24 protein-coding genes are annotated in these 23302 nt (G+C 61.2%); 9 read left to right on the top strand and 15 right to left on the bottom strand.

From position 1 onward, the window contains the following. Positions 1 to 85 precede the first annotated feature (85 nt). Positions 86 to 304 (top strand): hypothetical protein, encoded by a 219-nt coding sequence (locus ACWKV4_RS16765; RefSeq protein WP_483833192.1) that lies wholly within the window; start codon positions 86 to 88, stop codon positions 302 to 304. Here the strand turns inward: ACWKV4_RS16765 and ACWKV4_RS16760 are convergent. The 4 genes from ACWKV4_RS16760 to ACWKV4_RS16745 are packed head-to-tail and all read right to left on the bottom strand — an operon-like array spanning position 294 to position 4486. Further along, positions 294 to 2282 (bottom strand): transglutaminase TgpA family protein, encoded by a 1989-nt coding sequence (locus ACWKV4_RS16760; protein ID WP_483833193.1) that lies wholly within the window; start codon positions 2280 to 2282, stop codon positions 294 to 296. The genes ACWKV4_RS16765 and ACWKV4_RS16760 overlap by 11 nt on opposite strands. Beyond that, on the bottom strand, positions 2279 to 3235 hold the full coding sequence (locus ACWKV4_RS16755) for a DUF58 domain-containing protein (RefSeq protein WP_483833194.1): 957 nt from the start codon (positions 3233 to 3235) through the stop codon (positions 2279 to 2281). Before ACWKV4_RS16755 ends, ACWKV4_RS16760 begins: the two co-directional genes overlap by 4 nt. Beyond that, complete coding sequence (locus tag ACWKV4_RS16750; protein WP_483833195.1) at positions 3232 to 4149, bottom strand: AAA family ATPase; 918 nt, start codon at positions 4147 to 4149, stop codon at positions 3232 to 3234. Before ACWKV4_RS16750 ends, ACWKV4_RS16755 begins: the two co-directional genes overlap by 4 nt. A gap of 58 nt (positions 4150 to 4207) precedes the next feature. Then, positions 4208 to 4486 carry a hypothetical protein gene (locus ACWKV4_RS16745; protein ID WP_483833196.1) on the bottom strand — a complete coding sequence of 93 codons (279 nt, stop codon included), beginning with the start codon at positions 4484 to 4486 and terminating at the stop codon, positions 4208 to 4210. Between the two features lie 348 nt (positions 4487 to 4834). Here ACWKV4_RS16745 and ACWKV4_RS16740 point away from each other — a divergent pair, with 348 nt between their 5' ends. Both ACWKV4_RS16740 and ACWKV4_RS16735 read left to right on the top strand, forming a co-directional pair. Beyond that, positions 4835 to 5599, top strand: a complete 765-nt coding sequence (locus ACWKV4_RS16740) for a response regulator (RefSeq protein ID WP_483833197.1) — start codon at positions 4835 to 4837, stop codon at positions 5597 to 5599. After that, complete coding sequence (locus ACWKV4_RS16735) at positions 5599 to 6687, top strand: sensor histidine kinase (RefSeq protein ID WP_483833198.1); 1089 nt, start codon at positions 5599 to 5601, stop codon at positions 6685 to 6687. The genes ACWKV4_RS16740 and ACWKV4_RS16735 overlap by 1 nt, the downstream gene beginning before the upstream one ends. A gap of 8 nt (positions 6688 to 6695) precedes the next feature. On the opposite strand, the gene ACWKV4_RS16730 is transcribed toward ACWKV4_RS16735, so the two are convergent. The 8 genes from ACWKV4_RS16730 to ACWKV4_RS16695 all read right to left on the bottom strand — a co-directional run bounded on the left by ACWKV4_RS16730 (position 6696) and on the right by ACWKV4_RS16695 (position 12678). Then, positions 6696 to 7730 carry an AI-2E family transporter gene (locus tag ACWKV4_RS16730; RefSeq protein ID WP_483833199.1) on the bottom strand — a complete coding sequence of 345 codons (1035 nt, stop codon included), beginning with the start codon at positions 7728 to 7730 and terminating at the stop codon, positions 6696 to 6698. Then, the gene (locus ACWKV4_RS16725; RefSeq protein ID WP_483833200.1) at positions 7727 to 8554 is read right to left on the bottom strand and encodes a DUF4892 domain-containing protein; all 828 of its coding nucleotides are present in this window, start codon (positions 8552 to 8554) and stop codon (positions 7727 to 7729) included. The genes ACWKV4_RS16730 and ACWKV4_RS16725 overlap by 4 nt, the downstream gene beginning before the upstream one ends. A gap of 49 nt (positions 8555 to 8603) precedes the next feature. Further along, a complete protein-coding gene (locus tag ACWKV4_RS16720) occupies positions 8604 to 9455 on the bottom strand; it encodes an alpha/beta fold hydrolase (RefSeq protein ID WP_483833201.1) in 852 nt (283 codons plus the stop codon). Next, positions 9452 to 10252 (bottom strand): alpha/beta fold hydrolase, encoded by an 801-nt coding sequence (locus ACWKV4_RS16715; RefSeq protein WP_483833202.1) that lies wholly within the window; start codon positions 10250 to 10252, stop codon positions 9452 to 9454. The genes ACWKV4_RS16720 and ACWKV4_RS16715 overlap by 4 nt, the downstream gene beginning before the upstream one ends. Before the next feature lie 89 nt (positions 10253 to 10341). Continuing rightward, on the bottom strand, positions 10342 to 10788 hold the full coding sequence (locus ACWKV4_RS16710) for a hotdog fold thioesterase (protein ID WP_483833203.1): 447 nt from the start codon (positions 10786 to 10788) through the stop codon (positions 10342 to 10344). A 10-nt stretch (positions 10789 to 10798) separates the two neighbouring features. Continuing rightward, positions 10799 to 11269 carry a phosphohistidine phosphatase SixA gene (gene sixA, locus ACWKV4_RS16705; protein ID WP_483833204.1) on the bottom strand — a complete coding sequence of 157 codons (471 nt, stop codon included), beginning with the start codon at positions 11267 to 11269 and terminating at the stop codon, positions 10799 to 10801. Continuing rightward, on the bottom strand, positions 11269 to 11643 hold the full coding sequence (locus ACWKV4_RS16700; protein WP_483833205.1) for a DUF4389 domain-containing protein: 375 nt from the start codon (positions 11641 to 11643) through the stop codon (positions 11269 to 11271). Before ACWKV4_RS16700 ends, sixA begins: the two co-directional genes overlap by 1 nt. A gap of 9 nt (positions 11644 to 11652) precedes the next feature. Next, positions 11653 to 12678 (bottom strand): NAD(P)H-dependent glycerol-3-phosphate dehydrogenase, encoded by a 1026-nt coding sequence (locus tag ACWKV4_RS16695; protein ID WP_483833206.1) that lies wholly within the window; start codon positions 12676 to 12678, stop codon positions 11653 to 11655. A gap of 210 nt (positions 12679 to 12888) precedes the next feature. On the opposite strand from ACWKV4_RS16695, the gene ACWKV4_RS16690 reads away from it, so the two are divergent. The 4 genes from ACWKV4_RS16690 (at position 12889) to ACWKV4_RS16675 (ending at position 17852) form a co-directional block, all read left to right on the top strand. Continuing rightward, positions 12889 to 14796: an ATP-binding protein gene (locus ACWKV4_RS16690; RefSeq protein WP_483833207.1), complete on the top strand. Its 1908-nt coding sequence runs from the start codon at positions 12889 to 12891 to the stop codon at positions 14794 to 14796. Between the two features lie 243 nt (positions 14797 to 15039). Next, a complete protein-coding gene (gene fabA / locus ACWKV4_RS16685; protein WP_483833208.1) occupies positions 15040 to 15555 on the top strand; it encodes a 3-hydroxyacyl-[acyl-carrier-protein] dehydratase FabA in 516 nt (171 codons plus the stop codon). An 11-nt stretch (positions 15556 to 15566) separates the two neighbouring features. Beyond that, entirely contained in the window at positions 15567 to 16787 is a 1221-nt protein-coding gene (fabB, locus tag ACWKV4_RS16680) for a beta-ketoacyl-ACP synthase I (protein WP_483833209.1), read from the top strand. Between the two features lie 183 nt (positions 16788 to 16970). Then, complete coding sequence (locus ACWKV4_RS16675; protein ID WP_483833210.1) at positions 16971 to 17852, top strand: pirin family protein; 882 nt, start codon at positions 16971 to 16973, stop codon at positions 17850 to 17852. On the opposite strand, the gene ACWKV4_RS16670 is transcribed toward ACWKV4_RS16675, so the two are convergent. Continuing rightward, complete coding sequence (locus tag ACWKV4_RS16670; protein ID WP_483833211.1) at positions 17849 to 18583, bottom strand: dienelactone hydrolase family protein; 735 nt, start codon at positions 18581 to 18583, stop codon at positions 17849 to 17851. The two genes, ACWKV4_RS16675 and ACWKV4_RS16670, sit on opposite strands and share 4 nt — an antisense overlap. A gap of 66 nt (positions 18584 to 18649) precedes the next feature. Further along, positions 18650 to 20554 (bottom strand): molecular chaperone HtpG, encoded by a 1905-nt coding sequence (gene htpG / locus ACWKV4_RS16665; RefSeq protein WP_483833212.1) that lies wholly within the window; start codon positions 20552 to 20554, stop codon positions 18650 to 18652. A 204-nt stretch (positions 20555 to 20758) separates the two neighbouring features. Here htpG and ACWKV4_RS16660 point away from each other — a divergent pair, with 204 nt between their 5' ends. Further along, positions 20759 to 21025 (top strand): hypothetical protein, encoded by a 267-nt coding sequence (locus tag ACWKV4_RS16660; protein ID WP_483833213.1) that lies wholly within the window; start codon positions 20759 to 20761, stop codon positions 21023 to 21025. A 139-nt stretch (positions 21026 to 21164) separates the two neighbouring features. Here the strand turns inward: ACWKV4_RS16660 and ACWKV4_RS16655 are convergent, their stop codons facing one another. Then, positions 21165 to 22064: a LysR family transcriptional regulator gene (locus ACWKV4_RS16655; protein WP_483833260.1), complete on the bottom strand. Its 900-nt coding sequence runs from the start codon at positions 22062 to 22064 to the stop codon at positions 21165 to 21167. A 171-nt stretch (positions 22065 to 22235) separates the two neighbouring features. Here ACWKV4_RS16655 and ACWKV4_RS16650 point away from each other — a divergent pair, with 171 nt between their 5' ends. Continuing rightward, positions 22236 to 23246, top strand: a complete 1011-nt coding sequence (locus ACWKV4_RS16650; RefSeq protein ID WP_483833214.1) for a zinc-dependent alcohol dehydrogenase family protein — start codon at positions 22236 to 22238, stop codon at positions 23244 to 23246. Positions 23247 to 23302: the final 56 nt, after the last annotated feature.

The raw sequence follows: 23302 nt of genomic DNA, 5'->3' as shown, positions 1-23302 counted from the left end.
CATAGGAAACGACGATTCGCTTAAAAGCCTGGGCTCACTTAGCTTTCAACCATGAATCATTCGCATCCGCAGTGGAGTTATTGCCATGTTTAGACGCCTTGCCTGCCGTGCCGCGGGCCCGATGCCTGGAGCCGGCATCCCCATGGCCAACCAGGCCTCGGCCTCGGTATTTACCCTGCCCTTGCTCGTTATCGCTGTTGCGCTGATAGCCTTGGGCGTAATCACCGCTACACCTCTGGAAGTAGCCATTGGTGCCATTTGCCTGATCGCCGCACTGAGCAAGCCTGCGCCGCTTAAAGGCTAGGTGTGCCGCGTCGCCGCTGGCGAAGCTCAGTAATAAGCCGTGCCAAGGCTTGTCTGGCCCGGTTGCTGGCCGGTGTTTGGCCGCCGTAATACGCCTCACCAAATTCTCGTGCAAATGCTTGTATCGCCTTAGCCTGTTCTGGCAAGGCCGCGCTGGCCCGGTCAGCGAACGCGAAAGGCCCCTCCCCCATTTGCCGTTGCACGCCCTTACGGGCCAGCACGCGCTCGAACCTGTGGAACAAGAGCACCTGAGGGTGTTGCTGGAGGCGCTTAGGCCGCAATAGCAGCATTGTCAACACAGCCAACGTTAGCCCGCCTATGATCGGCAAGGCCCAGTTGGCATAGTTGGCAAACCATTGGCTAAGCCACTGCCGTTGCTGTGCTTCTTGATAGCCAAGCACCCAACGCTCCCAACCGTAGTTGAGGTTTTCCCAACCTAGGCGCAAGTCGTTGAGCCAGGCAAACTGGCGATAATGCAGGGCTGAAAAGGGCGAACCCGCGAGGAAGGGTTCGTCAGCGGCCAAGGCCTCGGCCAGGCCTGCTTCCACGCGCTGGGGCGCCACTGCCGCCGTTGGGTCGGCGCTGGCCCAGCCTGCGCCCGGCGCCCAATACTCGACCCAGGCATGAGCATCATACTGGCGCACGCTCAGGTAATTTCCCCTCGGATTGAATTCGCCGCCCTGGTAGCCGATGACGATACGCGCGGGTATGCCCATGGCCCGCAACATAAAGGTCATCGCGCCAGCGTAGTGCAGGCAGAAGCCACGGCGAGTATCGAATAGAAACCCGTCAATGCTGTCCGCGCCTAATGGGCTGGGCTTGAGGGTGTAGTGGAATGCCTCTTGGTTAAACATACGCAACAGCGCCTGTGCCTGCTGCCTGGGATCGGCGAAAGCTGCCATTAGGCTACGCGCCAGTTCGCGGCTGCGCGGGTTGCCCTGGGCTGGCAGGGCCAGCGCCTGCCGCTTAGGCGCGTCGCCAAGCTCAGGTTCGCGCACGGCCTGGGGCCAAGCGCTCGCCTCATAACTCAAGGCCTGGTCGATGGTACGGGAACGCTGCCATCTGAAGTCATAGCCTTGCCGAGCAATGGGGCTCTCCAGCCTGCTGGTTTCAAGCATAAACAACCAAGGCTGGCCGCTGGCTTCCTGGATCACGCGGTAATGGTAAGCCGGCCCCCGCGGTTGCAAGGTCGCCGCCTGGCGCACGGCGCCGGAGTCGCTCTGGGTCCAGCGCGCGCCGTCGAAGCGATCAAGGGTCAAGGCGCGCCAATACAAGCGCTGACGTTCCGGCAACGGACCCTCGAAGGACGCACGAAAGGCTAGCTCCGCCGACTGGGCCAGTTCGGCGATATCCCCAGGAGCGACGTTGTCACTAAGCCCGGTCTGTGCTTTGTTGCCTGGCATGGGCAAGGACCATAAAGGCCCCATGCGCGGGAATAACAAGAACAGCACCACCAGCAACGGCAAAGCCTGTAACAGCAGCCGGCCACCCTGGCGCGCAGGAGCGAAAATATGACCTGGCCGCTCGGGCAGCTCAAGTACCAGCAAGGTCGCCAGCAGCGCCGTTAGCGGCAGTAGGCTATATAACGCCCAAGCCAGGCTGGCGTCGAACAGATAGCCCACGGCAAGGCAAAAGAACCCTAGCATCACCACTACGCGAACATCCCGAGGGGTGGCCACCTCGATTAGCTTGAGCACCGAGGCCGCTACCAGCAAAGCGGCGGCGAATTCAAGACCGATTACCGTGCCTAGGGACAGGTAAAGCCCGGCCAGCATTATAATCATCAGCATGGCCTTTAACGCCCAGCCTGGGGTAGCGCCCTTGCGCATGGAAAGCCAAGCGCGCCAGGCAGTACAGCCGAACCACACCCCCAGCAACCACAGCGGCACGTTCAACCACAGCGGTACCAGCACCAAGGCCTCGGCGGCCAGTAGCCAGCCCACGGCATGGCGTGGCAACCCGGCAGCGTTAGCGGTCATGGTCGACGCCCATACAGCGCCAGGGCCGACAGGCTTGCTTCGCGGTGGGGCTCATCGGCGGCGGCAGGCAAAAGCCGGCCCGGCAGCCTTAGGGTGAACGGCCGACCTTGGGCCGCTAGCGCCAACACCCAGTGGCAAAGCACCGACAGGCGCGCTTCCACTGGGCCGTCCAGGGCGTCGAAGTCCAGGGCCAGGTCTTGCCCGGTAACGTCGGTAAAGGTTTTCACCAGCAAGGCCTGGCCCCGGGAATAAGCCTTCCAGTGCAGGCGCCGCCAGGAATCCCCCGGGTGATACTCCTGCAAGCCTTGAAAGTCATCCACGCCATTGGCCTGCACGTGCCAGCCATGGTCTTCGGCGTCCATCGCCGGGCCGCTACGGGCTGGCAGCGGCCCGGCCTGAGGCTTGGGGTATACCAATACCCGTTGGCCGAGGTCGACCCAGCTCCAGGCGCGCAGCAGGCCCAAGGGGAACTGAGTTTGCAGGCGCAGGCGAGGCGCGCGTAGCCAACCTCGCTCAACCGTGGATAGTAGCAACGCCACATGCTGCCCAGTGCCTGCCTGCAGGTCGACCCGTTGAAGCTGGCGGGCGGTCCAGCCCACGTGCAGCGCCAGGTGCGGCCGTTCTCTACTCTCAAGGCTTAACCCTATTTGGGCCTGCTCGCCCGCGAACACCGGCACGGGCGGCTCGGCCAGCAGCACCAGCCCGCTGAGGTTGCGATAGGTATGCAGTATGGCAACCACGAACACCCCACCCAGGCAAAAGGCCAAGGCATAGGCCATGCTGTTTTGGTAGTTGACCGCCGCGAGGAAAATCAGCGCCAGGGTGAACAGGTACCCCCAGCCGCTGGCACTGGGCACGATATAAATACGCCTATGGTCCAACTGCACCCGTGGCGCCGGCGGCGAACGCTGGGCTTGCCAGCGCGCCAACCGCTGCCGCCACGCCAGGGTCACAGCGCCGGCACCTCACGTAGCAGCCATTGCACCAGCGCGCCCCCGCCCTGCCCGCTGGGGTCGGCCCGCTCCCGCAGGCGATGGCTGGCCACCGCGGGCAGCACCGCCTGGATGTCCTCGGGAATCACGAACGCCCGGCCCTCCAACATGGCCCAGGCACGGGCCGCCGCCAGCAGGGCCAGGCTCCCCCGTGGGGACAGCCCAGTGGCGAACTGAGGTTGAGTTCGCGTGGCTTCCACCAGCCGCAGCACGTAATCGACCACCGGCTCGCTCACTCGCACGGCCTTTGCCTTGGCCTGGGCGGCTGCCAGCTGGGCATGATCAAGCACAGGCGCCATCCGCGGGAGCATATCGCGGCGAGCTTCGCCTAACAGCAGCGCACGCTCCGCGGCATGGGCCGGGTAGCCTAAGGACAGGCGCATTAGAAAACGGTCCAGTTGGGATTCAGGCAGGGGGAAGGTGCCGCCTTGGGTGACAGGGTTTTGAGTGGCGATCACAAAGAACGGCTCAGGCAGCGGGCGCGTGGCGCCTTCGATGGTCACCTGGCCCTCCTCCATGGCCTCAAGCAAGGCACTCTGGCTTTTGGGCGTGGCACGATTGATCTCATCGGCCAGGATCAGCTCGGCAAAGATGGGCCCTGGGTGGAAGGCGAACTGCCCCGAGTCTTTATCGAATACCGATGTTCCGAGGATATCCCCTGGGAGCAGATCGGAGGTGAACTGAATGCGCTGGAAGCTCAGGCCCAACACCTTGGCCAACGCATGGCTCAAGGTGGTCTTACCCATGCCCGGAAGGTCTTCAATCAGCAAGTGCCCATCGGCAACCAGGCAGGCCACCGCCAGGCGCACTTGTGTTTGTTTCCCCAACAGCACTTCGTTGACAGCGCCTAGGCAGGCTTGTAGTGGGTCGGTCATGGTTACCTCTCGCTTCAGCTAAAACCGCTGCCAGCGCGCCGCCCCAAGCTGCTACCCGCTAGCGGCCCGCCCGCGACTCGCGGATATAAAAGCGGGCTTTTTCAGCCTTGGTATTGCAGCCCTCGAAGGCTTCGAACTGTTGCTGGGTTTTTGCGCCTGTCACCAGGGACAGTGCTTTAGAGTAGCTCACCGTGCCTGCAAAGCCTTCGGCCTTGGCCAGGTCCAGCTCGTGCCAGGCAGCATCAAGCTGGGTAGCGCAGCTTTCGCGGTAAGCGGTTTTGCCGGCACAACCGGTCAAGACAATGGCCAATAATGGCAGGCAGACCCAGGCTTTCATCTAATGCAATACTCCAGAATTTATACGGTGTGCAGATAAGACGATAGGGCCTGGCAAAAGTGCCAGGGCAAAAGCGTCAGAGCTGATTGCCCTGGGGCGGCGCATTGCCCGAACGTAAATGAGCATTCCTGGCCGTTGGCGCAGTGTTGGGTACCACCAGTCAAAAAGCCTCTGACGGCTGGTTGCTTTTGTATCAGCGGCGATACAGTAAAGAAACCGGGGGGATACGCACCACCGTCAAGCTGGCACCCACCCTGGGTGGCAGGCTCAGGCCTCAGCCCTCGAACATTCCGCCGAGCGTGACCGCCGGCCGGCCCCAATGGCCAAGCTTTCAGGCTGCTGCTAACGATGAATATGCCCTTGAACCCTGTGTTGGACGATGAGCCTCTTTCTCTTACCGATGACGACAAGCGTTGGAATACCCGTGCGCTGATCGTCGATGACGATGTACCCCTACGCGAGTTGCTGACTGGCTACCTGGCGCGCTTTGGCATACTCGGGCACGGTGTGAACGACGGCCAGGCTATGCGCCAAGCCCTTAACAATAACCTGTACGACGTGGTGGTACTGGACCTGATGCTGCCGGGCGAGGACGGCTTATCGCTGTGCAGGTGGTTGAGGGCTGAATCAGACATTCCTATCCTGATGCTGACCGCGCGCTGCGAGCCTACGGATCGGATCATCGGCCTGGAGCTGGGCGCGGACGATTACATGGCCAAGCCTTTCGAGCCCCGAGAGCTGGTCGCCCGCATTCAGACTGTGCTGCGCAGGGTGCGTGACGACCGTGGCGACCCGCGGGCGAACATGCGCTTCGATCAGTGGCGGCTCAATAGCGTGTTGCGCCAAGTGACCTCGGCCGAGGGCTTGGTGGTGCCGTTGTCCAACGCCGAGTTTCGCCTGCTGTGGGCCTTCCTTGAGCGTCCACGGCGAGTGTTGAGTCGGGAACAACTGCTCGATGCCGCAAGGGGCCGCTCCATCGAAGCCTTTGATCGCAGCATTGATTTACTGGTCTCCCGGCTACGACAAAAACTCGGCGACGATCCTAAGTCGCCCCAATTGATCAAAACCGTACGCGGCGAGGGTTACCTGTTCGACGCCAGGGACATCGGCTAATGCGCAAGGCCGATACGCTGTTCGCCAGGTTGTTCGGTGTTTCGGTCATTGCCATCGTTCTGGCGCATCTGCTGGCGGGCATCTGGTTCCACTATTACGGCTTTCCAGGCCCACCGCCTCCGGCAGCAGGGTGGCAACGGCAATCTGGCCCGCCGCCTTTGATGTCGCCCACCCCTGAAGCGAAGCAGAACGCAGGCCCGAGCACTGCCCCACCCTTTGTCCCACCACGGCAAAGGCGCTGGTGGGATGGCCCCCTGGTGCCACTGACGTTCCAGCTCATCACCTTGGTAATCGCCGCGTGGTGGGGCGCCGGCGTTCTGTCTCGCCCCATTCGGCGCTTTAGCCAGGCCGCGGAGCGCCTTAGCGAGAACCTGGACAGCGACCCCCTGCTGGAAAGTGGCCCGCAGGAGGCCCGCCTGGCAGCGCAAAGTTTCAATCGAATGCAACACCGTATACGCGAACAGGTGCAGCAACGCGCCCGAATGCTGGGAGCCGTATCCCACGACCTGCGCACACCGCTGGCGCGGCTGAAACTACGCTTGGAGCAGGTTGAGGAGCCGCGACTTCAGCAGCAGATGCGCCAGGACCTGGATGACATGATTGGCATGGTCGATGCCACCCTAAACTACCTGCATGAACGCCGTACCAGCGAGGCCTTACAGTGGTACGACCTACAGGCCCTGGTGGAATCACTTTGCGAGAACGCCCAAGACAATGGCCTGTCCGCTGAGCCTTCAGGTACTTGCGCGCCCTTGCATACCCAACCCATGGCATTGCGTTCGTGCCTGGCCAACCTGCTGGACAACGCCTTGCGCTATGGTGGCCCCACCCTGATACAACTGTGCGACAGCGCGCGGGAGGTGCGTATCTGCGTGATTGACCGTGGCCCTGGGATTGCCGAGGATAAGCGAGAGGCGGTTTTCGAACCCTTTTTTCGGCTAGAAGGCTCGCGTAACCGCAATTCTGGCGGCGTAGGGCTAGGCATGACCATCGCCCGTGAAGCCGTGCTCAGGCTCGGCGGTACCCTAGCCCTGGAGCAGACCCCCGGTGGCGGGCTAACGGTTGTAGTTACCCTGCCCAGGCCCTGACGCTACCCCTAGGCCCGCTCTCGGGCCCAATCGGTCATCAAGCGGTAGCCCACTGCCAAGAAGGTCGGCCCCAGGAATAGACCGATAAAGCCGAAGGCCAATAGCCCACCGAACACGCCCACCAGGACGATCACCACGGGCAAGTCACCACCACGGCTGATCAAGTACGGCTTGAGCACGTTGTCCACGCCACTGACCACGAACGTGCCCCACAAGCCCAAGAATACCGCCATGGCGTAGTGCTCTTGCCAGATCAGCCAGCCCACGGCTGGAATCCATGCCAGCGGCGGCCCCATGGGGATCAGGCTCAGCAGGAAAGTGAAGATGCCTAAAACCAAGGCGCCCGGAATGCCAGCAATCATAAAGCCGATCAGCGCCAGCGCCGCCTGGGCCGCGGCCGTACCAATCACGCCATTGACGACCCGTTGCACCGTGCCTGCTATCAGGTCCAAGTAATACTCGCCGCGCTCGCCCATCAAGCGTTCCAGCAGGCGCAGGGCGAAGGCCGACAGGCGTGGGCCATCTCGGTAAAAGAAAAAGGTGAAGACCAGGGCCAGCGCCAGCTCGATCAGGCCACTGCCCAAGCGCGCGCTACGCGCCAGCAGCCAGTTGCCTACCTGCCCCAGGTGGGGCTTGAGCCCTTGGAAAAACGCAGCCCCTTGGGCATCCATGGACGCCCATAGCTGTGACAACCGACCGCCGACCAGAGGCAGATTGGCTACCCAATTCGGCGCTGGCGGTAATCCCTCCAATTGAACATCGCGGATGAAACCGGTGGCATCGCGTACATGCTCGGCCAGGTTGAATCCCAGCCATACCAATGGCAAGAGCACCAGCAACACCCACATACCGGTGAGAATGCCTGCGGCCAGCGTGGGGCGGCCGCCCAGCGCAACGTTGAGCCGACGCATCAGGGGCCAACTGGCGAACGCCAGGATCGCGCCCCATAACAAGGCAGAGATGAAGGGCAGCACTACCCAGATACAGGCCACTAACAGCAACAGCAGAGCGATCTGCATCAACAGCCGATCGGTATTGATCATTGGGCAAGCTCCAGTTTTAGGCCTGGGCGATCGCTGGGTTGGCTGCTCAGGCGAGCGGCGCGTACGCCTGCGCTCGCCAACGCAGCCTGCCATTGTGCGGCACCGGCGCCAGTCACACGCACCCGCAGGCTGCTGTCCAGGTTGAGGGCGCGGGCCAGCAGGGCGGCCCATTCAGGCTCGGGGGCCGCGGTCAGGTCGGGGAAGTCCAGTGCCCCTGCGTCACGCAACTCCCTGAGCAGAGTGCCTGGGGTAGGCAGTACCACACCCAATGGCGCTTCGGGGGCCAGGCGTTCAGCGTGCAAGGCCACGCGGCGATTGCCCCGCATCACGCAGTAAACCGCCACCAGGGTGTCTTGCTCCCCTGCCTCCTGGCGCATAAGCAAAAAGGCTTGCTGGTCATCGCTGCCCAGCAGGCGGGTGTTGGTCAGGATGTCGTTGGCCCACAGGTTGCTCTCACCGCACTCGCGGCCTTCACACCAAAACAACACTTGGTTGCCTTTGCCGCGCAGGGCCAGCCGGGCGGCGGTGAACGTATCGGCAGCGCTTCGGTCCGTGGGCAATTCCCAGGTGAAAGAAGATAACTCGCCACGCACCTGCAGGCGTGCGTCCATGCGCAAGGTGCCACCAATGCGCCGGGGCGGGCCTAATGGGTACAACCGCTCGGCAGGGCCGAGCGCCTGCTCGGCCAAGGGCTGGCTGTCGGCGGGTTGTAGCTGTTGCAGCGGGTAAGCACCGTCGGCGGCCAGGGCACTGGGCCCAGGCGACAGCGCGCCCAGCACCAGTAGCACGGCCAGACGGCTGGAAAGGCGGGGTGAAAACAGCATGTAGGACTCCCTGTGAACCGGCCAAGGGTCGGTAGTCCGCGCCGTCAAGTCAAGGCAAGGCGAGGAAACGATTGATACAGGCTGCTACGAGGCTGGCCCCGGCGTCGTCATCCAGGTGCAGATGATGGCCTCCAGGCAAATGGACCTGTTCGAAAGGCAGCTGTTCCAGCAACTCGGTATGCTTGGCCAGCACGCCCTCGGCCGCCACGACCAATAGCGTCGGGCATCGCACCTGCCGCACCAGTGCAAGGGCTGCCGCAGGCTCCAGCCTCATGGGCGTGGTAAGGGTCAGGCGATTATCGCTACGCCAGGTGAGCCTGCCCTGCTCTTGCATCAAGCCCCGCTCGGCCAGCAGGCTCGCGGCGCTTTCGCTGACCGCCAGCGTGCTGCGCGCCCGTGCCCGTGCCGCTTGAGCATGGTTTTCATACACCGGCTTGCGCCGACCAGCCTGGGCAAGCTGCTCACGCAACGCCTTGCCCAAACGCTGCGCCGGGTCGGTCGGCGCGCTGTCAGGGGGCACTACGCCTTCGATCAATGCCAGCCGCTCGATTCGCTCAGGCAGGGCAGCGGCCAATTGCGCGGCAATGATCGCGCCCATGGAATGCCCCAACAGGGAAAACCGTGCCCAGCCCAGTTGTTCGGCCACTTCAAGCACGTCCCTGGCATATTCCCATTGGGCGTAAAGGCTACCGGCCGGGCGGTGCCCAGACCACCCGTGGCCAGCCAAGTCCAGGGCCAGTACCCGCAGGCCCGGCAATTTTGGCAGCAACCTGGCAAAGCTGTTGGCGTTATCCAGCCAGCCATGCAACGCGATGACCGGCTGCCCGCTGGCCGGCCCGTGCATTTGCCCAGCCAGTTGGATATGGCCCAGGTCAAAGCACACCTCGCTCCAGCCGCTCATGACAGTAGCGCCTTGGCTTGCCAGCGACGCAGGATGCCACGGATCACTTCGGCGGTTTCCAGTGGGTGCTCCAAAGGGAACATATGCCCGCCCGGGACCTGCAAAAACTCACCTTGGGGTAGCCGCCTGACAGTACCTGCATGGTGGCGAAGCACCACTCGGCTACTGGCACCGGCAACTACCGCCACGGGCAACTTGAGTTTGTTTGGGCGCCCAGGGTTTGAGTGTGGCACGCTGCGATAGATGCGTATTTCGGTATCGGGGTCGAACGTCAGGCGCACTCCGTTGCCGCTCGGCTTAAGGCCGTGGGCCAAGTAAGCCTCCAGGCAGTCAGGGTCAAACCCTTGAAACAGCGCTTTGCCGCGAAAATACTCACGGGCCTGGGCCACGTTGTCGAAGTGTTCCCGGCGCCCCAGGGTACGCCCAGCCGGGGTAAGCCGGTCAATCAGGCCAAGACGCTTGGCCGCCCGTATCACCCATTGGTCCCGACTGCCCAACACTGGGGAATCCAGCATGATCACCCCTTGGTAACACTCAGGGTGGCGCAAGGCAGCATGCAAATGCAGCAGCCCCCCCAGAGAATGGCCCACGCCCCAAACCGGCACTGCTTGATCGCGCACGGCATGCAGCAGCTCATCGACCAGGGCCTTCCAGTTATCCCCCACCGGAAACCGTGGGTCGTGGCCGTGCCGAGGCAAGTGGCGCACGCTGAAGTCAGGCGCGAGCGCTTCAAGCAATTTGCCGTAGGTGGCCGAAGGAAAACCGTTGGCATGGGCGAAGAACAGCGTGTCTGGCATGGCAAGTGGCCCGTGATCACAGAGGGCCTGATTGTGGCCGCGCACCCTGGCAGGCCGCAACACGCGAATCGATCATCGAAGGCGACAGGTCAGCCATTCGCCGCAGTGCTCGCCGCCAGTGGCATAACCGCCACGGTCAGGCGAGAAATGCAGCACGGCTTGCCGTGGTCATCCACCAGGCGGATGTCCCACACATGGGTACTGCGGCCAATATGGACTGGGCGGGCCGTGGCGGTTACCCGGCCTTGGCGCACCGCGCGCAAGTGATTGGCGTTCACCTCTAGGCCCACGCAGTAAAAACGCTCGCGGTCGACGCACAGCATGCTGGCCATGGACCCTACCGTTTCGGCCAACACGACCGAAGCGCCGCCGTGTAGCAGGCCGAAGGGTTGGTGGGTGCGCGCATCCACTACCATGCTGGCCGTGAGGTAGTCCTCGCCCGCGGCTTCGAAGCGAATGTCCAGTACTTCGCCAATGGTGTGTTTGCTTCGCGCATTAAGCGCGTCCAGGTCTGGAGGGGTTTGCCATAGGTTCATCGTGAGCCCTTCAACTGGGGGTATGGCACAAACTGCGTAAGGTCATCAAGCCCGCCAAGGGCGCCGGGCCTTCGAGCCGCGCCAGGCTGGCGGTACCCATGGCGTAGGGGCTGGACCGCTCGCCCCGGTCCAGCAAACCTACCAACGCGCCCACCAGCGGCTGGTGGCTTACCACCAGCAGGTGCTCGGCATCGAGGTTGTCCAGCTCTGCAAGGGCGGTATCCGGGTCGCTGTCGGGGGTCAGCCAAGGCACGGTACGCATCTCCACGGCCTGGCTCAACGTGGCTAGCACGATCTGCGCGGTTTGCTGTGCCCGTACGTAAGGGCTTACCAGCATCAGGCTAAGCGGCTGATCAAGCAGTTGGCCAGCGCTACGCCGCACTTGCTCACGTCCTTGGGGGGTAAGCGCGCGGCTGGCATCGGTAGACGCCATATTGACTGCCTCGCCATGGCGAAGCACCCACAGCGTTCGGGTGGCCATCACAGCTTCGGCTCCTGGGGCGGCAGGGGCGGCTCGAGAGGCGTTGGCGCAACCGGCGTCACAGGTGTAACTGGCGTGATGACTGCCTCACCCTCGGCTGGCCGGGGTTCGGGCCAAGGCGCGAACGGCCAGGGTTTTTCTTCGGTATGGAAGCTGCCGAAGCGGCCAATCTGCGCCAAGTAGCGGCTGAGGCTGTCGCCAAAACTCATCAGCCCGGTGTTGGGCGTGGCATAGGCCAGGCGGTGGATCAGTTGTAACAGCACCAGCGCACCCAGCACGAACTGGGCGACCTGCCATACCAGCAGGAAAAGCGCCATCCACAGGATGCGCAGGGCGAGGGATTCTTGTTCCGGGCGATAACGCGGTGAAGTCATGATCAATCCTCAATCGAAACCACTGGCAGGGATGAAGTCCACATCGGTTTTGGGGTCGCCTCGCATCAACAGCTCGATGACCTGCTCCAGGGTACGCCCCTCGAACAAAATGGCATGTAACCCGGCTACCAATGGCATGTATACCTGCAATTGGTCAGCCCGGGCCTTGAGTACTTTAAGGGTATTGACCCCCTCGGCCACCTCGCCCAGGCGCGCGACCGCGACATCCAGGGTCAGCCCCTCGCCGAGCGCAAAGCCTACCTGGTAGTTGCGGCTTTTGGGGGAGGAACAAGTCACGATCAAGTCCCCTACCCCCGCCAGGCCCAGAAAGGTCATAGGGTTTGCGCCTTGACTGACGGCGAAGCGGGTCATTTCCGCCAGGGCACGGGTAATCAGCATGCTGCGAGTGTTTTCGCCCATATTCAGGGCAGCGGCTAGCCCGGCAATAATGGCGTAGACGTTTTTCAACGCGCCACCGAGTTCTACGCCAAAGCGATCGCTGCTGGCGTACACCCGGAACCTGCGCCCGTGTAGCGCGGCCTGCACCGCCTGGCACAGGCCTTCATCGACGCTGGCCACCACCGTGGCGGTCAGCGCGTGCTCAGCGATCTCCCGCGCCAGGTTGGGGCCTGACAGCACGCCCAGGCGCGCCCGCGGTGCAATTTCTTCAAGGATTTCGCTCATCAGCTTGAAGGTGTCGGCTTCGATGCCTTTGGTCAGGCTGACTAGCATCTTGCCCGCCAACACGTTTGCGTAGGGGGCCAGCACTGAGCGTAGCGCGCTTGAAGGCAGCGCCACGAACAACAACTCGCTATGGGCCAGTACCTGAGCCAGGGCGGTGGTCGGTTCCACGGCCGGGTGCAGCGCGATGCCTTTAAGGTAACGCGGGTTCTCCCGGCGGGTGCGCATGGCTTCGGCCTGATCAGGGTCGCGCATCCATTGCCGAACCTGGTGGCCGTTCTCGCCAAGCAGGTTCGCCACCGCGGTGCCAAAGCTACCCCCGCCAAGTACCGCGATCGGTTGCTGTGCAGACATAGAAACTTCCCTTCAACCTTAATAGGCGGACCGTCATTATACGGAGCGATACTTGCAGAGCCAGCCCTGCCATGGCCCCAGAGGGCGACAAGAGGTGCGCCGAAGGTCTGGAATTGTTGGGCATCCCGAGTAAGATGCCCGCTTCCTTTATCAATGCCATTAAACAGCGATCAGTATGCCGTACCCTTCTCAGCGTCGAGCCTTCGCCTCTTGAACCTTAGATGGAGCGGAGATATCCATGCCCGCACTCAGATCATCAGCCTGGGCCCTGCCCTGCTGCTGACCCTGCTGCTGATTTGCTTCTTCACCTTCGTGAGGATTCAAGACCTACGCCAGGAAATGACCCACACCGGCCAACTGATCGCGAACCAACTGGCTCCAGCGGCTGAATATGGGGTATTGGCCAACAACACCGAGGTGCTTGATGGGCTGCTGCGCGCCACCCTTAGCATTCCCCATGTGCGCTTCCTCGAAGTGCAAAACCGGGACGACGATATCGTCATCTACCTGGAGCAGCCGGCGGGCGGGAGCGCCTCGGTCACGCCCGCGCAGGTATTCCAGGCCCCGATACGGCTGCAGCGCTTCAGTAATGGCGGCAAGCTCGAACCCAGCGCTCAGACCAAGACGCACCCAGACGATTACCTCGGGCGGGTGGTGGTGGGTATGTCCGATGATGCCTTTAACCAGCGTCAGCAGGAAATTCTGATCAAGGCCGGCGTATTGGCCTTGTTTACCCTGGCGGTTACCTTTCTGATGGCACGGCGCTTGTCACGAGGGCTGTCGCAGCCGATTCGCAACATGGGCGCGGCGGTCAAGGCCATTCGCCGTGGGGATTTCAAAGCCACGTTGCCGGTTGAGAACGACAGCGAACTCGGCGCCCTGGCTCAGCACATCAACGACCTGGCCCAAGGGCTGGAGCAGGCCAGCCGGGAGCAACGGGACGCAATGCAGCAGTTGATCCAGACCCGTGAAGAGGCCGAGCGCGCCAACAGCGCCAAGACCGAGTTCCTGGCGATGATGAGCCACGAGCTGCGTACCCCCATGAACGGCGTGCTAGGCATGCTGCAGTTGCTCGAAACCACCCCTCTCACTGAAGAACAGCACGAATATGCGGTGCTGGCGACACAGTCCACCGAGCATCTGCTCAAAGTGATCAACGACATTCTGGACTTCTCTCGCATCGAGCGCACCGGGCTTGAGCTCGAGCATATTCCCTTCAGCCTGGGGGACCTGTTCGCCGAGTGCGCGCACTCCTTCCAGCACAGCGCCCAGCAGCGTGGGCTGGGCCTGGCACTTGAGCAACCGGAAGGTTTCCAGCGCTGGGAGGTGCTTGGCGACCCTACCCGCATCCGCCAGATTTTAGTGAACCTGATCGGCAATGCGCTTAAATTCACGGAACGAGGCGGGGTGCGTATCGAGCCTGCCTGCCAGGTGCTGGACGACCGGCTGATCTGGTTGACCTGCACCGTGGCCGACACCGGCATTGGCATTGCCCCCGACGAACTCGAACGCATGTTCGTAGCCTTCCAGCAAGCGGATAGCTCCATCTCCAGGCGCTATGGTGGCACCGGCCTGGGCCTGCCGATCGCCCGCAACCTGGCTGAGCGCATGGGCGGCACCTTGCGTGCACATAGCCAGGAAGGGAAAGGCTCTGTGTTCACCCTGGAAATGCCCTTGGCGCTGAGCCAAAGCCCAGTAGCGATCAAGGTAAAAGGCACTCCGGCACCGCGAACCAACGTGCCGACCGATGGTCAGAATCACCACGTATTATTGGTCGAAGACAATCCCGTCAACCAGACGGTCATTGAGGCCATGCTACGCAGCTTGGGCTATGAGGTGAGCGTGGTCGGTGATGGTGCGCAGGCAGTGGACCGGGTGCGCGAACAGGGTTTCGCCGCGGTGCTGATGGACTGCCGCTTGCCCATCGTCGATGGCTATGAAAGTACCCGGCGGATTCGCCGACTGGGCGGTTGCGACAGCCTGCCCATTATTGCGTTGACGGCCAATGCACTGCTCGGTGATCGTGAGGCCTGCCTGGAAGCGGGCATGAACGACTACTTGGCCAAGCCGTTCAAGCGTGCCGACCTTCAACAGTTGCTACAGCACTGGCTGGCGTAAGCACGCATGCATCGCCCTGCAAACCCGCACGTATCGGTGGTACAGTGCTGCGGCTTCGCGGGGGCTGAGGCCCGGCGCGGGCGCATATTCGAACAGGACAGGTACCGAAGGGGGCCATTCCTGTGACTTTAACCACGACACCATAGTCTATGACTAGGCTGCCGGCCTGGGGAAAGTTGCCCCTATTTTTGCCGGCCGGGATGATTTGCCCCCTGCCCTGCAGGGACCCATTGAGGAGCTCGCATGACCAAACAACACGCCTTTACTCGGGAAGACCTGCTGCGCTGCGGTCGCGGCGAGCTGTTCGGCCCAGGTAACGCGCAATTGCCCGCCCCGAATATGCTGATGGTAGATCGCATTACTCATATCAGCGAGGAAGGCGGCAAATTCGGCAAGGGTGAGTTGGTCGCCGAGCTGGACATCAACCCAGACCTCTGGTTCTTCGCCTGCCATTTCGAAGGGGACCCTGTCATGCCCGGCTGCCTGGGCCTTGATGCCATGTGGCAGCTGGTCGGCTTCTTCCTCGGTTGGCAAGGCCTGCCAGGGCGCGGGCGCGCACTGGGTTCAGGCGAGGTCAAATTCTTCGGCCAGGTATTGCCTACCGCGAAGAAGGTGACCTACAACATTCATATCAAGCGCGTCCTCAAAGGCAAGCTGAACATGGCCATCGCCGACGGTTCGGTCAGCGTCGACGGACGCGAGATCTATACCGCCGAAGGCCTCCGGGTCGGCGTTTTCACGTCCACTGACAACTTCTAAGGGTTATTCGCATGCGCCGCGTCGTTATCACGGGTCTAGGCATCGTTTCATGCCTGGGCAATGACAAAGACACCGTTTCCGCCAACCTGCGCGCAAACCGCCCCGGCATCCGCTTCAACCCGGAATACGCCGAAATGGGCCTACGCAGCCAGGTATCCGGCTCTGTCGACCTCAAGCTCGAAGAGCTGATCGACCGCAAGGTGTACCGCTTCGTGGGTCATGCCGCCGCCTATGCCTATCTGGCGATGCAGCAGGCTATCACCGACTCTGGCCTGAGCGAAGATCAGGTGTCCAACCCGCGTACGGGACTTATCGCCGGCTCTGGCGGAGCCTCGACCCTGAACCAGATGGAAGCCCTGGACATCCTTCGCGAGAAGGGCGTAAAGCGCGTTGGCCCCTATCGGGTCACGCGCACCATGAGCAGCACGGTCTCTGCGTGCCTGGCCACCCCTTTCAAGATCAAGGGGCTGAACTACTCGATCGCCTCGGCGTGCGCTACCAGCGCCCATTGCATCGGCGCGGCCATGGAGCAGATCCAGCTGGGCAAGCAGGATGTCGTGTTCGCCGGCGGCGGTGAGGAAGAGCACTGGACTCAGTCCTTCCTTTTCGACGCCATGGGCGCGCTCTCCTCCCAGTACAACGAAACGCCTGAAAAAGCCTCCCGGGCCTATGACGCCAAACGCGATGGTTTCGTGATCGCTGGCGGCGGCGGCATGGTGGTGGTCGAAGAGCTCGAACACGCCCTGGCCCGTGGCGCCAAGATCTACGCCGAAATCGTAGGCTACGGTGCCACCTCCGACGGCTACGACATGGTGGCGCCAAGCGGCGAGGGCGCTATCCGCTGCATGGAGCAGGCGCTGGCTACCGTTGATACGCCTATCGATTACCTAAACACCCACGGCACGTCCACGCCGGTGGGCGACGTTGCGGAAATCCGTGGCATACGCGAAGTATTCAAAGACAAGGCACCCGCCATCAGCTCTACCAAGAGCCTGTCTGGCCACTCCCTGGGCGCCGCGGGCGTGCACGAAGCCATTTACTGCATGCTGATGATGGAAGGCAACTTCATGGCCGGTTCGGCCAACATCGACGAGCTGGACCCAGCAGTGGCTGATATGCCGATCCTGCTAGAAACCCGCGAGAACGTGCAGCTCAACACAGTGATGAGCAACAGCTTCGGCTTTGGCGGCACTAACGCCACGCTGGTGCTCAAGCGCTGGGAAGGTAAGTAAGCTTCACGCTTCAAGTAACAGCGTATCAAGGCGGCGCTCTGCATAAGGCGCCGTTTTTTTTTGCGCTGGAATATCCGTCGGCTACAGGGTATATCTTGCCCTTGTAGCAGCCTGGCCGTGCCACCGTATTGAACCTGGTCGCGAGCAAGCTCGGCTGCTACTCCCCTATACTATGGAGCCCAAATGGCAATCGTACGTGTGATTACTCCGCGAGAGGAACAGGTCGGTGGCCAATCCATTCTGCGCGCCTTGCCTTCTACCCGGTGCCGTAGTGTTGGGCCCTTTGTATTCTTCGATTACCTTCTGCCCCACGACTACCCGCCAGGGCAAGGTCTGGACCTTCCCCCACACCCCCACATTGGGTTATCGACCCTGACCTACCTGTTCGAAGGTCAACTGCTGCACAAAGACAGCTTGGGCTCAGAGGCACGGGTACGGCCTGGGGGCCTGAGCTGGATGACCGCAGGCAGCGCCATTGCCCATATAGAGCGTACGCCAGAGGCGCTGATACAAACCGGTAGCCGATTGCATGGCTTACAGGCCTGGCTGGCCATGCCTAAAGACGAAGAGCAAGGCGAGCCGGACTACCAGTATTTTGAGCCGGATGAGTTGCCTTCCCATAACGCCGAGGGTGTAAGCATCAGGCTGCTGGCCGGGCACGGCTTTCGCTTGATAGCGCCTGCGCCCGTGCTCTCCCCTACCCTTTACGCCCTCGTGGATATGCTGCCCAACAGCACGCTGTTGATGCCTGACGAGCATGCAGAGAGGGCTGTTTTCTTGATCTCAGGCGAGGCCCGGCTGGGCGCGGAGCCATTGCAAACGCATAGGTTGGCAGTACTTGAGCCCGGAGCAGCGATGGCCTTAAACAGCGGCGAAGGCGCAAGGCTGGTGCTGCTGGGCGGTGCGCCACTGGACGGCGGCACGCGGCGGATGAGCTGGAACTTTGTCAGCACCGATCAACAGTTGATCGAGAAAGCGCGAGCGAGCTGGGCCAACGGGGACTGGCCACAGGTACCGGGCGAGGCCGGGCGCATAGCGCTACCCGGCACTGCCTCAGAGGATTAGATCACTGGCTTGAATACTTCGCTGAGCAGGTTGTGCATGGCCTGGAAGGCGCGATCCGAGACGGTTTTGTTGTACATCTGCTTGCCGGGGTTGTTGGCTTGCGGGTCGGTGAAGGAGTGGTAGGCACCGCCGTAGCTGATCAACTGCCAATCTACCTTGGCTGCGTTCATTTCTTCGACAAAGGCCGGTAGCTGCTCTTTAGGCACCAGCGGATCGGCATCGCCATGCATGACCAGCACCGCGCCCTTGATGTTATTGGCATCGGCTGGGTTAGGGGTATCCAAGGTGCCGTGGAAAGAGACCGCAGCCTTGAGGGGGGCGCCGTCACGGGCCAGCTCCAAGGCACAACAGCCGCCGAAGCAGAAGCCGAAGCTTGCCAGGTTGGCGCTGTCTACGGTGGCGAAGGATTGCTCGGTCAATTGCTTGAGCGCGCCTTGCATACGGGTACGCAGCAGTGCGCGATCATTCTTCAAGGGCATCATGGCCGCCAGCGCACTGTCAGCGTCGGTGGGGCGTACGGTTTTACCGTACAGGTCCACTACCAGTACCACATAGCCCTGGGACGCGACTGCCTGGGCGATACGTTCGGCGCCTTCGGACACGCCCATCCAATTAGGCGCCATGACCAAGCCAGGGCGCGGGGATTTGATATCGGCATCGAAAACCAAGCGGCTTTCGAATTCGGTGCCGTTCACGCTGTAGCCCAGCGATTCAACCGTGATAGTGCCCATTACGTGCTCCTGATGGTCCGAACTCAATAAAAAAGCCCGCCGAAGCGGGCCTTTCGCCTACAAACGTTAGACTGACAACTCTATCAGCAGCTTGTTCAGGCGTCGTACGTAAGCGGCAGGGTCCTTGAGCGTATCCCCCGCAGACAACGCTGCCTGGTCGAACAGGATGTGCGCGAAGTCGCCGAAGCGGTCTTCATCCGGTTCATAATCGAGCTTGTCGATCAGCGGGTGCGCAGGGTTGAACTCGAAGATAGGCTTGGTATCCGGCACCTTTTGCCCGCTGGCTTCGAGAATCTGGCGCATCTGCAAGCCCATGTCGTGTTCGCCGATGGCCAAGATCGCTGGCGAGTCGGTCAAGCGGTGGGACACACGGACTTCGCTGACGCTGTCGCCCAAGGCGGCTTTCAGGCGCTCTACCAAGCCTTCTTTATCCTTGGCAATCGCTTCCTGGGCCTGCTTGTCTTCTTCGCTGTCCAGCTTGCCCAGGTCCAGGTCGCCACGGGCAACGTCGACGAAGGCCTTGCCATCGAACTCGCTCAAGTAGCTCATCAGCCATTCATCGATGCGGTCGGTCAGCAGCAGTACCTCGATGCCTTTCTTACGGAAGACTTCCAAGTGCGGGCTGTTCTTGACCTGGGCATAGCTGTCGCCAGTGAGGTAGTACAGCTTGTCCTGCCCTTCCTTGGCACGCGCCAAGTAGTCAGCCAGTGATACACTTTGCTCGCCACTGTCGTCATGGGTGGAAGAGAAGCGCAGCAGGCCGGCAATTTTCTCTTTGTTGGCAAAGTCCTCGGCAGGGCCTTCCTTAAGAACCTGGCCGAAGTTCTTCCAGAACGCTTTGTACTGTTCAGGCTCGTTCTTGGCGAGTTTTTCCAGCATGTCCAGCACACGCTTGGTCAGGGCCGATTTCATCGAATCGATGATCGGGTCCTTCTGCAGGATCTCCCGGGACACGTTCAAGGACAGGTCGTTGGAATCCACCACGCCTTTGATGAAGCGCAAATACAGCGGCAGGAAGGACTCGGCCTGATCCATGATGAACACGCGCTGCACGTACAGCTTCAGGCCGCGAGGCGCTTCGCGATGGTACAGGTCGAACGGTGCGCGGGCAGGCACGTACAGCAGCGAATTGTACTCCAGCTTGCCTTCGACCTTATTATGGCTCCAGCTCAGTGGGTTCTCGAAGTCGTGGGAGATATGCTTGTAGAACTCCTGATATTCCTCGTCCTTGATGTCGGTACGAGGGCGGGTCCACAGGGCGCTGGCACGGTTAACCGTTTCCCAGCCCGGCTCAGGCGCTTCTTCGCCTTCAGCGGCGGCCTGCTCCTTGGGTAGCTCGATCGGCAACGCGATGTGGTCGGAGTACTTCTTGATCACATTGCGCAGGCGCCAGCCATCGGCGAACTCGTTTTCCTCGGCCTTGAGGTGCAATACGATGCGGGTACCCCGCTCGGCCTTCTCTACGGTGGCGACTTCGAACTCGCCTTCGCCACGGGAAGACCACCGCACGCCTTCGCTGGCGGGCGCGCCAGCACGGCGGCTGAACACTTCTACCTGATCGGCGACGATAAAGGCTGAGTAGAAGCCCACGCCGAACTGGCCAATCAAGTGCGAGTCTTTTTTCTGGTCGCCGGTAAGGTTCTTCATGAAGTCCGCGGTACCGGACTTGGCAATGGTGCCCAAGTGCGCGATCACCTCTTCGCGGCTCATGCCGATGCCGTTGTCTTCGATGGTCACGGTATTGGCGTCTTTGTCGAAGCTCACGCGGATCTTGAGCTCGGCGCCCCCCTCCAGCAGCTCCGGGCGTGCCAGGGCTTCGAAGCGAAGCTTGTCGACGGCGTCCGATGCGTTGGAGATCAACTCCCGCAGGAAGATTTCCTTGTTGGAATACAGGGAATGAATCATGAGGTGCAACAGCTGTTTCACCTCGGTCTGGAAGCCCAGGGTTTCCTTTTGAGTTTCCACACTCATCGTCTTCAAACTCCAATGTTGATGGCACAAGCCGCGTGGCGGCGCGTCTGCCCGGCTAAGGGCGGGATGTGCAGCAGATGGGGGCGGGAGAAGGGATTTCAAGTCTAGGGAGGCTGTTGCAGGTCCGCGTAGTGATAGGAGGAACTTAACAGAGTCCGCTGCGCTCGAAGCCACGTGATCACAATCCATAAGGAGAAACACCCCATGCAAAAGACTTTCGCTTATGCCTTGATGTTGGCCGCCACCCTTGGCCTGGCTGCCTGCGACAACGCTTCTGACAAGGCTCAAGACGCCAAGGACCATAAAGAAAACGCTCAAGAGCACATGGACAAAGCTCAAGACCAGATGAACGACGCTGCCAAGGAAAACGCCAAGGCTAACCAGGACGCTGCTGATGCTCAGCAAAAAGCGGCCCAGGAAAGCACCCCGGCCAATGGCACTGCTCCTGCTACCGCTACGCCCAAGCAGTAAGGCGCCTCTGCGCGCGGCTCAGCCCCTTGCGGCTTAACCCCATCGCGCTACGCCCTGTAACCCGGCTTGTCACGCTCACGCGACGGCCGGGCTTTACTTAGAAGTACTTCCTCTTTCAATTCCCCCTCACTGAACGTACTCAACGCTTGTTGAACCAAGTTGGGTGCAGTATCGGAAAGTGCATCTTCAGCCAATCCACGAAGGCCTCTACCTGGGGCGCGAGATGACTGCGGCTGGGATACAGCACTGACACTAAACCAGGCTTTGGGCGAAACGCCTCAAGCACTTCAACCAAGTCGCCATTGGCTAATAATCTTTCGACGGTGATACCGGGCGCCTGAACGATGCCAAAGCCCGCGACCCCGCATTGAACGTAGGCGTTGGATTCATTCACGGCGATGCCGCCGCAGGGTATATGAGGGCACTCTTCCCCTTGTACCGTGAAGTGCCATGGCAACGGCCGGTTGGTTTGTCCAGACAAGAAACTCACGCATCGATGCTCTGCCAACGCCTCTAGCGTGTTCGGCACGCCGTATGCTTGAAGGTAGCTTTCAGACGCGCAGGTTACCATGGTTGCAGTGCCGATTTCCCTGACCACCATACTCGAATCCGGTAGCTGGCCTATTCGTAATACACAGTCCACACCCTCGCCTACCAGGTCCACTCTGCGGTCAGTCACCCCAAGGGATAACTCGATATCTGGAAAGGCCTCGGTAAATTTTTTGAGGCTCGCGATAAAACCAGGCTGGGAAAACGCAGTGGGTATATCAACACGCAGCCGACCCCGTAAACGGGCGCCGCTTGGGTCGAACATGGAAGTGGCTGCCGCTACGGTGGCTAGAATTTCCTTGACCCGTTCATAGAACCTTTCCCCCTCCGCGGTGAGTTTGACGTTGCGGGTGGTGCGCTGAAACAGGCGAACGCCAAGCGAGGCTTCCAATTCCTGGATAGTGCGGGTCACGTGCGGGCGGCCAATCTGTAGCGCCTGCGCAACCTTTGTAAAACTGCCAAGCTCGGCCAGCCTGGCGAACACCTGCATCGCTTGAAGCAGTTCCACAGGTATCGCCTTTTGCATCGCCTGGTTGATTGTTGCCTTGCAGCATAACAATGCTGTGGGTTTGAGCGCATTTATCTTCTACCGAAAATCCTCAACAATGGCCGCCACTTGAAGCGGGTTATGGCCCGCATTGCCTATGTGCGGAGAGTAATGATGAAAGCATGGCTACTGAACGATTTTGGTTTGAACAACCTGATACAAGGCGAAGCCGAAACACCGGTGCCCAAGGCAGGGGAACTGCTGGTCAAGGTAGGCGCGGTATCGCTTAATTTCCGTGACAAGGCAATCGTTGACGGTATCTACGAGCCCCATACCGTGCCCAAGCCGCTGATCCCGGTCAGCGATGCGGCAGGTACCGTGGTAGCCGTGGGCGAAGGCGTTAGCCGCTTCACGGTGGGCGACCGCGTTAACTCGCACCTGTACTCACGCTGGCTCGATGGCATGCCTGGGCCGGACGAACCCGACTATTGCTTTGGCTCGCCGCTGCCCGGTGGCCTTGCCGAGTACATGATCATCCACGAAGACAGCGCAGTGGCTGCGCCTGACACCATGTCCGACGAACAGGCCTCCACACTGCCTATCGCCGCGCTGACCGCCTGGTATGCGCTGGTGGATTTTGGCCAGGTCAGCGCTGGCCAGACCGTACTGGTACAGGGCTCAGGGGGCGTTTCTGTTTTCGCGGCACAAATTGCGACCGCGATGGGCGCCAAAGTGATCGCGACCTCCAGCCAGGACGCTAACCTGGAGGCGTTGAAAAAGCTGGGGGCCGTTGCCGGCGTGAACTATCGCACTACGCCAGCCTGGGCCGAGGCAGTACTCAAGCTTACTGAAGGCAAAGGCGTGGATCTTCTACTGGATGTGGCAGGTGGGGATGGCATCAACCAATCTATCGCGGCTACGAAGGTCGGCGGCCGGATCGCCCAGATCGGCTTTTTGACCGGGCAAACGTCTGCGGTCAACCTGATGCCAATGATTTTCCGGCAAACCACGATCCGCGGCATCGCCGTTGCCCCACGTTCTTCATTCGACCGTATGAACGCCTTTTTGAATGAGCACAAGATTCGCCCGGTGATCGACCATGTGTACCCTTTCGAGCAAGCACGCCAAGCGTATGAACACCTGGCCAGGGGCCCCTTTGGCAAGGTAGTGATCAAAGTGTCTTAAAACGCTGCCTCAGGCATTAAAAAAGGCCCTGTAATGAGACAGGGCCTTTTATTGTT

This window comes from Pseudomonas artemisiae, from assembly GCF_057128685.1.
This window is presented reverse-complemented; position numbering and strand designations above follow the sequence as displayed.

Excerpts from the sequence above, each read along its gene's own strand:
- ACWKV4_RS16765 (WP_483833192.1), top strand. The coding sequence starts at position 86 with ATGTTTAGACGCCTTGCCTGCCGTGCCGCGGGCCCGATGCCTGGAGCC.
- ACWKV4_RS16760 (WP_483833193.1), bottom strand. The coding sequence starts at position 2,282 with ATGACCGCTAACGCTGCCGGGTTGCCACGCCATGCCGTGGGCTGGCTA.
- ACWKV4_RS16750 (WP_483833195.1), bottom strand. The coding sequence starts at position 4,149 with ATGACCGACCCACTACAAGCCTGCCTAGGCGCTGTCAACGAAGTGCTG.
- ACWKV4_RS16745 (WP_483833196.1), bottom strand. The coding sequence starts at position 4,486 with ATGAAAGCCTGGGTCTGCCTGCCATTATTGGCCATTGTCTTGACCGGT.
- ACWKV4_RS16740 (WP_483833197.1), top strand. The coding sequence starts at position 4,835 with ATGAATATGCCCTTGAACCCTGTGTTGGACGATGAGCCTCTTTCTCTT.
- ACWKV4_RS16735 (WP_483833198.1), top strand. The coding sequence starts at position 5,599 with ATGCGCAAGGCCGATACGCTGTTCGCCAGGTTGTTCGGTGTTTCGGTC.
- ACWKV4_RS16730 (WP_483833199.1), bottom strand. The coding sequence starts at position 7,730 with ATGATCAATACCGATCGGCTGTTGATGCAGATCGCTCTGCTGTTGCTG.
- ACWKV4_RS16725 (WP_483833200.1), bottom strand. The coding sequence starts at position 8,554 with ATGCTGTTTTCACCCCGCCTTTCCAGCCGTCTGGCCGTGCTACTGGTG.
- ACWKV4_RS16720 (WP_483833201.1), bottom strand. The coding sequence starts at position 9,455 with ATGAGCGGCTGGAGCGAGGTGTGCTTTGACCTGGGCCATATCCAACTG.
- ACWKV4_RS16715 (WP_483833202.1), bottom strand. The coding sequence starts at position 10,252 with ATGCCAGACACGCTGTTCTTCGCCCATGCCAACGGTTTTCCTTCGGCC.
- ACWKV4_RS16710 (WP_483833203.1), bottom strand. The coding sequence starts at position 10,788 with ATGAACCTATGGCAAACCCCTCCAGACCTGGACGCGCTTAATGCGCGA.
- sixA (WP_483833204.1), bottom strand. The coding sequence starts at position 11,269 with ATGGCCACCCGAACGCTGTGGGTGCTTCGCCATGGCGAGGCAGTCAAT.
- ACWKV4_RS16700 (WP_483833205.1), bottom strand. The coding sequence starts at position 11,643 with ATGACTTCACCGCGTTATCGCCCGGAACAAGAATCCCTCGCCCTGCGC.
- ACWKV4_RS16695 (WP_483833206.1), bottom strand. The coding sequence starts at position 12,678 with ATGTCTGCACAGCAACCGATCGCGGTACTTGGCGGGGGTAGCTTTGGC.
- fabA (WP_483833208.1), top strand. The coding sequence starts at position 15,040 with ATGACCAAACAACACGCCTTTACTCGGGAAGACCTGCTGCGCTGCGGT.
- fabB (WP_483833209.1), top strand. The coding sequence starts at position 15,567 with ATGCGCCGCGTCGTTATCACGGGTCTAGGCATCGTTTCATGCCTGGGC.
- ACWKV4_RS16675 (WP_483833210.1), top strand. The coding sequence starts at position 16,971 with ATGGCAATCGTACGTGTGATTACTCCGCGAGAGGAACAGGTCGGTGGC.
- ACWKV4_RS16670 (WP_483833211.1), bottom strand. The coding sequence starts at position 18,583 with ATGGGCACTATCACGGTTGAATCGCTGGGCTACAGCGTGAACGGCACC.
- htpG (WP_483833212.1), bottom strand. The coding sequence starts at position 20,554 with ATGAGTGTGGAAACTCAAAAGGAAACCCTGGGCTTCCAGACCGAGGTG.
- ACWKV4_RS16660 (WP_483833213.1), top strand. The coding sequence starts at position 20,759 with ATGCAAAAGACTTTCGCTTATGCCTTGATGTTGGCCGCCACCCTTGGC.
- ACWKV4_RS16655 (WP_483833260.1), bottom strand. The coding sequence starts at position 22,064 with ATGCAGGTGTTCGCCAGGCTGGCCGAGCTTGGCAGTTTTACAAAGGTT.
- ACWKV4_RS16650 (WP_483833214.1), top strand. The coding sequence starts at position 22,236 with ATGAAAGCATGGCTACTGAACGATTTTGGTTTGAACAACCTGATACAA.